The sequence below is a fragment of the Synechococcus sp. H60.1 genome (assembly GCF_047462335.1).
GTDB lineage: Bacteria > Cyanobacteriota > Cyanobacteriia > Thermostichales > Thermostichaceae > Thermostichus.
In genome coordinates this window covers 1-8,795 of the sequence record NZ_JANSJA010000157.1, presented here as the reverse complement: position 1 = coordinate 8,795, position 8,795 = coordinate 1, and the positions used below count along the sequence as shown (strand labels likewise).

9 protein-coding genes are annotated in these 8,795 nt (G+C 62.0%); 4 read left to right on the top strand and 5 right to left on the bottom strand.

Translation table 11 applies throughout. The annotated features are described in order from the left end of the window. Positions 1–216: fasciclin domain-containing protein (locus NW852_RS08150; protein WP_414365084.1), on the top strand; the 216-nt coding region annotated here is incomplete at its 5' end. Between the two features lie 123 nt (positions 217–339). On the opposite strand, the gene NW852_RS08145 is transcribed toward NW852_RS08150, so the two are convergent. Beyond that, positions 340–582 carry a hypothetical protein gene (locus NW852_RS08145; RefSeq protein WP_414365083.1) on the bottom strand — a complete coding sequence of 81 codons (243 nt, stop codon included), beginning with the start codon at positions 580–582 and terminating at the stop codon, positions 340–342. Positions 583–901: 319 nt separating this feature from the next. Here NW852_RS08145 and menD point away from each other — a divergent pair, with 319 nt between their 5' ends. After that, on the top strand, positions 902–2,710 hold the full coding sequence (gene menD, locus NW852_RS08140) for a 2-succinyl-5-enolpyruvyl-6-hydroxy-3-cyclohexene-1-carboxylic-acid synthase (RefSeq protein ID WP_414426623.1): 1,809 nt from the start codon (positions 902–904) through the stop codon (positions 2,708–2,710). On the opposite strand, the gene miaA is transcribed toward menD, so the two are convergent. Then, positions 2,634–3,650, bottom strand: a complete 1,017-nt coding sequence (gene miaA / locus NW852_RS08135) for a tRNA (adenosine(37)-N6)-dimethylallyltransferase MiaA (RefSeq protein WP_414370508.1) — start codon at positions 3,648–3,650, stop codon at positions 2,634–2,636. The two genes, menD and miaA, sit on opposite strands and share 77 nt — an antisense overlap. 121 nt (positions 3,651–3,771) lie before the next feature. Here miaA and NW852_RS08130 point away from each other — a divergent pair, with 121 nt between their 5' ends. Beyond that, positions 3,772–4,626: a hypothetical protein gene (locus tag NW852_RS08130; RefSeq protein WP_414332714.1), complete on the top strand. Its 855-nt coding sequence runs from the start codon at positions 3,772–3,774 to the stop codon at positions 4,624–4,626. Positions 4,627–4,787: 161 nt separating this feature from the next. Here the strand turns inward: NW852_RS08130 and rpe are convergent, their stop codons facing one another. Next, positions 4,788–5,498: a ribulose-phosphate 3-epimerase gene (rpe, locus tag NW852_RS08125; protein WP_414332712.1), complete on the bottom strand. Its 711-nt coding sequence runs from the start codon at positions 5,496–5,498 to the stop codon at positions 4,788–4,790. A gap of 102 nt (positions 5,499–5,600) precedes the next feature. Next, a complete protein-coding gene (locus NW852_RS08120) occupies positions 5,601–5,822 on the bottom strand; it encodes a hypothetical protein (protein ID WP_414332711.1) in 222 nt (73 codons plus the stop codon). Positions 5,823–5,971: 149 nt separating this feature from the next. Between NW852_RS08120 and NW852_RS08115 the strand changes: the two genes are divergently transcribed. Continuing rightward, positions 5,972–7,957, top strand: a complete 1,986-nt coding sequence (locus NW852_RS08115) for an NAD(P)H-hydrate dehydratase (RefSeq protein WP_414426622.1) — start codon at positions 5,972–5,974, stop codon at positions 7,955–7,957. On the opposite strand, the gene NW852_RS08110 is transcribed toward NW852_RS08115, so the two are convergent. Further along, positions 7,917–8,750, bottom strand: coding sequence for an undecaprenyl-diphosphate phosphatase (locus NW852_RS08110; RefSeq protein ID WP_414426624.1), 834 nt, complete (start codon positions 8,748–8,750; stop codon positions 7,917–7,919). The two genes, NW852_RS08115 and NW852_RS08110, sit on opposite strands and share 41 nt — an antisense overlap. Between the last annotated feature and the right edge of the window lie 45 nt (positions 8,751–8,795).

The following is an 8,795-nucleotide window of genomic DNA, read 5'->3' as shown; positions in this document are numbered from 1 at the left end:
TTGACCCAGATTCTCACCTACCATGTGGTGCCCGGCAAAGTTCTCTCCAACGATCTGAAAGCTGGGGAAGTGGTCACGGTCGAGGGATCCCCTGTGGAGATTTCTTTGGCTGATGGAGTCAAGGTCAACGATGCCAACGTGGTGACCGCGGATATCGAGGCCGTCAACGGCGTCATCCACGTTATCGACAAGGTGATCCTGCCCCCGCAGAGCTAACCGTCGGTAGAGAAGTTCAAGATCCTGCGGGGTCTAGTTCTCTGGCAGCCCCTGCCCCTGGTGGTGGGGGCTTTGTGTTGCAACTTAGGCCGACGACCCTCAAGGGATCCCTGGCCTTGAGATCTATAGGTCAATGCCGACACTGGAAGCGTAGATTGCTTCCACCGACACGCCCGAGACCCGCTGCGGACGCACGATCATGTACTCATTGTCCATTTGCTTGGGCAAGGTGATGAACTCGTCCCCACCCACCATCAGTTGGTTGATCAGCTCTGTGTATTCTCTGGCTTCCTTGACCCGTACCTGCATGGTTTGTCCACCTTCGAGCATGATGTGGACAAGGTATCCATCGGGTTTTCTGGCCATGGGTGCTCCTACTGGGTGCAGCAAAGATCAATAAGGGGCGTTCTCATGAACATTATTCCCCCATCGGAGAGACCTAGCCAATCCTCGCCCCTGCCAGAAAATCTGGAGTTGCGGCGCGACCAACCCACTTGAGGCAGTTTCCTGAGGGCGGGCACCTCCCTGGCGCACCTCCTCTAGCTCTCCTCCCAGAAAGAGAGGAAAGGCGAAGGAAGGCCAAAGCAAGTGGTTCCCCTGCGCTTAGGGATGGCTATAGATTACTAGAATGTGCCTATTTTGGGCTTCCTACCCAACTTGCTCGACACTGGCTGGGATAGCTGGAGTGACTGGCGCAAACTCCCTTCAACGGCTGGACTGGCGCAACCTCAACACCCTTTGGGGATCCGTTTTGACCGAGACCTTGAGCCGGCTGGGCTGTCGGGTGGCCGTGGTGTGTCCGGGATCCCGCTCTGCCCCCCTCACCTATGCTCTGGCGCAGCACCCCGAGATCGAGGCCATTCCAGTGGTGGATGAGCGGTCGGCGGCCTTTTTTGCCCTTGGCTTGGCCCAGCAGCTCCGGCAACCCATTCCCCTGGTCTGTACCTCCGGCAGCGCCGGCGCCCATTTTTTCCCTGCTCTGATCGAGGCGGCAGAAAGTGGTTGGCCGCTTTTGGTTTTGACGGCGGATCGGCCCCCAGAGCTGCGCCACTGCCGCGCCGGGCAGACTATCGACCAGGTGAAGCTCTACGGCCACTACCCCAACTGGCAAGCGGAATTGGCCCTGCCCAGCGCGGAGCCAGAAGCCCTGGCCTATCTCCGCCAAACCCTGGTTCACGCCTGGGAGCGCACGCTTTATCCTTTTCCCGGACCTGTGCATTTGAACGTGCCCTTGCGGGATCCCTTAGCTCCCGTTGCCGATGGCAGCACTGCGCCCCTGATCCACTTACAGGAAGATCCGGAGTTTGAGAAGACTTTTTTCCGCGGGGTTGTCCCTCCACCTAGCCTGGCCACCCCGGCTGCCGGTTCTGCGTTCGCGTCAACAGCTTCCTTTTGGCAGGAGTGGTGCCGCTGCGAGCGGGGGGTGATCTTGGCAGGGCCGGCCCAACCGGCAGATCCCCAGGGTTATGCAGAGGCGGTGGCCCGTTTGGCCCTGGCCCTGGGCTGGCCAGTGTTGGCGGAGGGACTTTCCCCTCTGCGCAACTACGCTTCCCTTAACCCCTATCTCATCACCACCTATGACCTCCTCCTGCAGCAGGATGTCCCCCAGCTCTGGCCGGAACAAGTCATCCAGTTGGGATCCCTGCCCACCAGCAAAGCGCTGCGGCAAACCCTGGCCAAAGCTTGCCCCCGCACCTGGCTGCTCGATCCCCGGCCCGAGAACGGGGATCCTCTGCACAACCCCACCACCCATTTGCCCTTTGCTGTGGAAGAGCTGGCCGCCGGGATCCCGGCAGGCAAGGCCAAAGCAACCGCTTTTCTGCAAACCTGGCTGAGGGTGGAAGCAAAAGCTCGGGTTGAGCTGGATCGGCTGCTGGCCGCTGTGCCGGAGTGGTTTGAGGGCAAGATTGGCTGGTGGCTGGCCCATCACCTGCCACCGGAGACGCCGCTATTTATTGCCAACAGCACGCCGGTGCGGGATGTGGAGTGGTTTTGGCCGCCCAACGACCGCCGCATCCGGCCCTACTTCAACCGCGGCACCAACGGCATTGACGGCATTCTCTCGACCGCCTTCGGGGTGGCCCACTGCCAGCGCCCGACGGTGTTGCTGACTGGGGATCTGGCCTTTTTGCACGACTGCGGCGGCCTGCGGCTTAGCCCTTACCTGCAGGGATCCCTGACCATTCTTCTCATCAACAACCAGGGAGGAGGGATTTTCGAGCTACTGCCCATTGCGGAGGTGGGCCGCCAGGGGCTCAATCCTCCCTTTGAGCCCTACTTTGCCACTCCCCAGGCGGTGGATTTTGCTCGCCTCTGCCAGGCTCACGGCATTCCCCACCAGCGGCTGGAGACGTGGGAGGAGCTGGCCCAAGCCCTGGATCCCTTGCCCGCCCAAGGGGTGCGAGTGTTGGAGATCCTCACCGATCGGAAAGCCGATGCTCAGCGGCGGCGGGAGTGGTTTCAGCAGTGGTCTGAGCTGCCATCCAGGCTTTAACCCGCTCCCAGATCTGCTCCGGCAGATCCTCAGCCTCGCAGTCTAGCCACTGGATCCCTGGCATGGCCCGAAACCAGGTCATCTGCCGCTTGGCAAACTGGCGGGTGCGCCGCACAATCAAAGGCTGCAGCTCCGCCTCTGGGATCCGCCCTTCTAGGTAAGCGCCGATCTCCGCATAGCCCAAAGTTTGCAAGAGGGGCAAGTCCGGCCCATAGCGCTCCCGCAGCGTTTTTACCTCCTCAATCCAGCCTGCTGCCAACATTTCTGCCGTGCGCCGAGCAATACGTTGTTCTAGACGGGGCATCGGGCAGCGCAGCCCCAAGATCAAGATGGGGTAGTGGGGAGGGTGGGCCTGCCGCAGGCGGGAAGCCGGCTTCCCGGTGGTGTAGATGATCTCTAAAGCCCGCAGGGTGCGCACTTCATCATGAGAGTGGATCTGCCGAGCGGCCACGGGATCCAACTGCTGCAGCCAGGCGTAGCGGATCTCGGGCGGCCAAGTTTCCAATTGAGCGCGCAACTGGGGCTGCGGCGGAACCGCCGGGATCCCCAGCCCTGCAGTAATGGATTGGATGTAGAGCCCCGTCCCCCCCACCAGAATGGGAGTCTGTCCCTGCCGATGGGCCTCGGCAATGCGGGCTTGGGCCGCTCGTTGGAACTCGGCCACGGTGTAGGTGTGGCGGGGATCCACAAAGTCAATCAACTCATGGGGCCAAAGGGCCCGCTCGGCGGGAGTGGGCTTGGCGGTGCCGATGTCGAACTCCCGGTACACCTGGCGAGAGTCGGCGTTTAACAGCGGGGATCCCAGCCGTTGGGCCAGCAGCAGCGCCTGGCGCGACTTGCCGGTGGCGGTGGGGCCAGCAATGACGACGAGCCCCGGCCCTGCGGTCGAGGAGGGAGGTTCTCGGCAGTCGCGCCCATTTGGAGACCGGTTTTGATCCATCCGCTGTCGGCAAGAAAGTTCACCCAGGGCAGCAGATTAAAATTTTCAAAGAACCCTAGCGCTGTGGATAAAATAGGACATCCATAGCCTCTATTGTCTTCCCGGCTCTTCGAATTTCCCCGTGATCTCATCTTACGTCTCTGCTTCCGTTGCCGTGTTGGGCGGGGCGCAGCCTCGATTTGAGCTGCCCCCTGTCAAACTCCTTCTCTTGTTGCTGCGGGCCTCGGCACGGCGAGGGCTGGCCGGCCTTGGCAGAGCCCTCGGAGCCGGTATCCTGGCGGCGCTGCTGGCGTGGGAACCGCGCCCTGCCTTGGCGGAAGTTTTGGTGCTCAAGCAAGGAGAAGTGCGCACTCTGCCCCTATTGCAAACGCGGGCCCGACTGCCCCTACAAATGGAAATGCTCTATTTGGGCATGGTGGAGGAGCGCTTCTTGAGCTACGCCCGCGCCAACAATTGGGAGACCATTGCTAGCGACCGCGAGGATCCCCGCTGGAGCCGCTGGCAACTGCGCCCAGGCGGTGAGGCCATCTACCTGCCGGATGCCCCTTCATCGCGGGATCCCTCAGAGCCCCCCCTCTACGCCCGCGGGTTTTATGTGCAAGCCTATTTTGTCGGCGGACGCTTGGCGGGGATGCACCTGATTCATAACCCGGAAGAGCCGGGCTTCAATTTGAGGCAACTGCAAAGGCTTGTTCGCGCTTGGTTCCCCGATAACCGCTTGATGTTGCACTACCAGGTGCTGCCGGAGGATCCCGACCGGCAGGTGCTGGGCGCCTACTGGGGCACCATCCCTTCTCCTTACCTTGCTGACATTCAGCGCAACAGCCGCCTGCCCTTTTGCCAAGTTTTTTTCAGCCCTACCTCGCCTCAGCCAATCGTTCCCACCTCTGCCCCTCCGCATTGCCTCAGCCAGACTGCCGTAGAGGATGGTGCAGCCCCTGCGGCTGCCCAGAAGAAGACCGCCGCTCTGCGCTAGAATTTCGAGCCCGTTCTTCCACCAGAAGGGATCCCTGCCGCTGAGCTGTGGCCATTCGCAATGGGCCAAGAATGAGGGGCGCTAGGTCTTCTTCCCTCTCTTTTGTGCCTTGGCCTAAGAGGGGCTCAAGAGCATGGGTTTCCCCAATCGATAAGCTCAAATCAAACCGTTACCAGCTCCGGGCGACGGCTGTTGCGGATAGCGCGAATAGCCTCCGCATAGTCTTTGGCCTTGAACACTGCCGAGCCGGCCACAATGGCGTTGGCCCCCGCCTCGATGACCTGCCAGGCGTTGCTGGCCTTGAGGCCGCCATCTACTTCAATCCAGGGATCCAGACCGCGCTCGTCGCACAGGGCCCGCAGTTGGCGAATCTTGGGCACCACCGCCGGAATGAAGCTCTGGCCGCCAAAGCCGGGGTTGACGCTCATGATCAAGACCAGGTCCACCAAATCCAGCACGTACTGGATGAGCTCCAGGGGGCTAGCGGGGTTGAGCACCACACCTGCCTGTTTGCCCAGATCCTTGATTTGGCTGAGGGTGCGGTGCAGGTGAATGGTAGAGCTGGACTCGGCATGAACGGAGATGATGTCGGCCCCCGCCTTGGCAAAGTCGGCCACATACTTTTCCGGCTCCACAATCATCAGGTGGACGTCCAGAGGCTTGGCCGTAACCGGGCGCAGCGCTTCCACCACCAGCGGGCCGATGGTAATATTGGGCACAAAGCGGCCATCCATGACGTCCACGTGGATCCAGTCGGCTCCCGCCTCGTCCACCGCCCGCACTTCTTCCCCCAAGCGGCTAAAATCCGCCGAAAGAATCGAAGGGGCGACAACAATCGGCTTTTGCCCAGAGGCTGCTGACGGCTGAGTCATGGTGAGTATCCAAACTGTGAACCGCAAGAAAGGGGAGCCTGCTCCTCTATGGTACGGGGTTTGATCCCCTTTGCAAACTGCCTCTTGGCTCGGAGACTAGGGTTACAGGGGACTGGCCTCGACCCAATGCCGGAAAACTTGGGCCAGATGACCCCAGGGATGCGGCGGCTGAGCGTTGCTCTGGGACTCTGGAGCAGCCTGCTCTGAGGGAGCCGGTTTTACCTCTTCTTCCAGCCGCAGGGCAAGCTGCTGCAATTGCATGTAGATGCTGTTGACGGCCAGCATGGCCAAGACGGTGCCGAAAAACTTGGTGCGGGATCCCATAGACCAACCCCTAGGCAAGAAGCAAGATAGAGGATATTCTCGTCGCCGCTGCCCTAGTTCCACCTTAGCGCACAGGCGGAACAGGTCTTTTGGAGAAAATCCTTACACTTTCTCTCGACAGCTTCAGGAACTTGCGCCCAAGCAACGTCATGAGCACCTATCAGCACCTGCACACCGCCCTTTGGGTTAGCGATCTGGCCAGGGCTGAGCATTTCTACGGAACCGTGCTCGGGATCCCCAAGGCAGAACGGTTTCCCTTTAACTTTCCCGGCGCTTGGTACCAGGTGGGGTCTTCGCAGATTCATTTGATTGTCACTGAGGAGCCGCTTGACCAAGGGCAGCAAGCCAGTCGTGGCAGCAAGGCGAAGTGGGGGCGCCATCCCCACGTGGCGCTGGGAGTGGAAGATCTGGAGGCGGTGAAGGCCCGCTTGCTGCAGGCAGGCTACGAGGTGCAGCCCAGCGCTTCCGGGCGGGCGGCTGTGTTTGTTCGGGATCCCGACGGGAATGTGATCGAGCTGAGCTCCATAAGCCCCCCCTCAGCCATGACCGCCATGACAGAGCCTTGTTTGCCTCAGCAGCGCAGCGTCCTCAACTCCCTTGACCCGGCCACCGCCCTGGTCAGCTCGGCGCAGATGCGGCGCCTCGAGGAGGAGATCTTCGCTGCCGGCATGCCCGTGGCCGCCCTCATGGAGAAGGTGGGGCTGGCCGTTTTTGCCCGGTTGCGGCAGGATTTTCCCCAGGCGCAGCGCATCGGCATCCTCTGCGGCACGGGGCACAATGGCGGCGACGGCTTGGTGGTTGGGCGAGAGCTGCGGCTAGCCCAAAAGGGGGTAAAGGTTTGGCTGGGGAAGCCGGATCTCAAACCCCTAACCGCCGACCACGCCCGCTACCTCAGGGCTCTAGGGGCGGAGTTTGTGGAGCGGGTGGAGGCGTTGGCCGACTGTGACTTGCTCATCGACGCCCTCTTTGGCATTGGCCTAAACCGGCCCCTGGGGGATCCCTGGGCGGGGGCGGTGGAGTGGGCCAACGGCAGCAGCATTCCCATCCTCAGCCTGGACTTGCCTTCTGGCCTCAACGACCAGACAGGTGAGATCTGGGGCTGCTGCATCCGCGCCAGCCACACCTATGCCCTCGGCCTCTGGAAGCGGGGCCTGTGGCAGGAGGCGGCTCTGCCCTGGGTGGGACGGCTGCATCGCCTTGATTTTGGCATCCCCCCTTGGGTCTGCCCGGCAGAGGCGGCTCCCCAGTTGTTGCTGAACCCTTGGCCCCATTTTCCCCCTGACCCACCTTTGGATACCCACAAATATCGCCAGGGATCCCTGCTAGTGGTCGCAGGGTCGGCGGCCTATGCCGGGGCGGCGGTGTTGGCCGGGCTGGGATCCCGCGCCAGTGGCGTGGGCATGGTAACCCTGGTGGTGCCGGCGGAATTGAAGGGGCTCATCCACAGCACTTTGCCGGAAGCCTTGGTTCACCCCTGGGAAGGGATCCCGGCTCTGCCGCCGCTGGGTGAAAAACCTTTCCAGGCAGTGGCGGTGGGGCCCGGCCTAGGAGAAGCCCGCCGGCGACTGCTGGAGAGCTTGCTGCAGGATTGGGCCGGGATCCCTTGGGTTATCGACGCCGATGGCCTCAATGCCCTGGCGGAGATGGGGGTGGAGCGCTTGCAAGAAAACGGGATCCAAGCCATCCTCACCCCCCACCTGGGGGAGTTTCGCCGGCTTTTTCCAGGGATCCCGCTTGCGGATCGCATGGAGGCAGCCCAAAAGGCGGCAGCCCAGAGTGGAGCGGTGGTGGTTTTAAAGGGAGCACGGACAGTCATCGCCTCTCCTACGGGAGAATGCTGGGTCAACCCGGAGAGCACACCGGCTTTGGCCCGCGGTGGCAGCGGCGATGTCCTAACTGGCTTAATCGGCGGCCTGATGGCGCGCAGAAGGGCCCAACTGGGTCAGTCGATGGGGATCGCGGAGCTGCTCAGTTGTGCCTGTGCCGGAGTGTGGTGGCATGCCCAAGCCGCTATCCAACTGGCGGGGGAGCGGGGTCTAACAGGGGTGGATCCGGCCCACCTAGGGGAGTACCTGCCCAAGGCGCTAAGTCGGCTTAAGGTTGCAAGAACCCCAGGGCCAGCCCCAGGAAAATGAACAGGCCAAACCCAATCCGGTAGGCGATAAACAGCCAGGTGCTGCTGCGCTGCAAAAATCGAATGAGCCAATCGATGGACCCGTAGGAGAAAACAAAGGCCGAGAGCGTCCCCAACCCCTGCGACAGCAGCGCCTCTGCCTTAAACTCGGAGATGAACTCCGCCACCCCCGCCAAAAAGAGGGCCGGGATCCCCAGCAAAAAGGAGTAGCGGGCGGCAGCCGAGCGCTGCAAATCCAGCAACAGAGCCGCCGTCAGCGTCACACCGGAGCGGGATACCCCTGGAATCAACGCCAAAGCCTGGGCCAGCCCCACCCAGAGCCCATCCCCAATGCCCAGGCTGTGCAGATCTCGCCGGCGTTTCCCCACCCGTTCCGCCCAGCCCAAAGCCAGCGCCAAGCCAATGGCGGCAGCAGCAATTACCCCCAACTGGCGGGGTGGGGATCCCCAGATGGCCTTGACGGCCCATCCGGCAACCACAATCGGCAACGTCCCCACCAGGATCCCTATGAGCAGCCGCCAAGACTCCTGCTGGAAATCTCGCTCCTGCCAAGCCTTCCAGGAGCCAAGGAGCACCTGGCGCAGATCAGAGGCAAAGTAGATCAACACCGCCCCCAAGCTGCCCAACTGGATTACCGCCGCAAAGGAAGCGCCTGCATCTGGCCAGCCCAGCAAAGTCGGAACCACCCGCAGGTGCGCCGTGCTGCTGATGGGCAGAAATTCAGTGATCCCCTGCACCATGCCCAAGAGCAGGGCCTGCCACCAGTTGGGATACCAGGTGTCGGCCAGCACCAAAGACAACCTCTCCCTGTATGCCAGGCTACCGTCTGGAGGGGAGAT

Bases quoted from the DNA above. Each gene is read 5' to 3' on its own strand.
- NW852_RS08145 (WP_414365083.1), bottom strand. From the start codon at position 582: ATGGCCAGAAAACCCGATGGATACCTTGTCCACATCATGCTCGAAGGT.
- miaA (WP_414370508.1), bottom strand. From the start codon at position 3,650: ATGGATCAAAACCGGTCTCCAAATGGGCGCGACTGCCGAGAACCTCCC.
- rpe (WP_414332712.1), bottom strand. From the start codon at position 5,498: ATGACTCAGCCGTCAGCAGCCTCTGGGCAAAAGCCGATTGTTGTCGCC.
- NW852_RS08120 (WP_414332711.1), bottom strand. From the start codon at position 5,822: ATGGGATCCCGCACCAAGTTTTTCGGCACCGTCTTGGCCATGCTGGCC.
- NW852_RS08115 (WP_414426622.1), top strand. From the start codon at position 5,972: ATGAGCACCTATCAGCACCTGCACACCGCCCTTTGGGTTAGCGATCTG.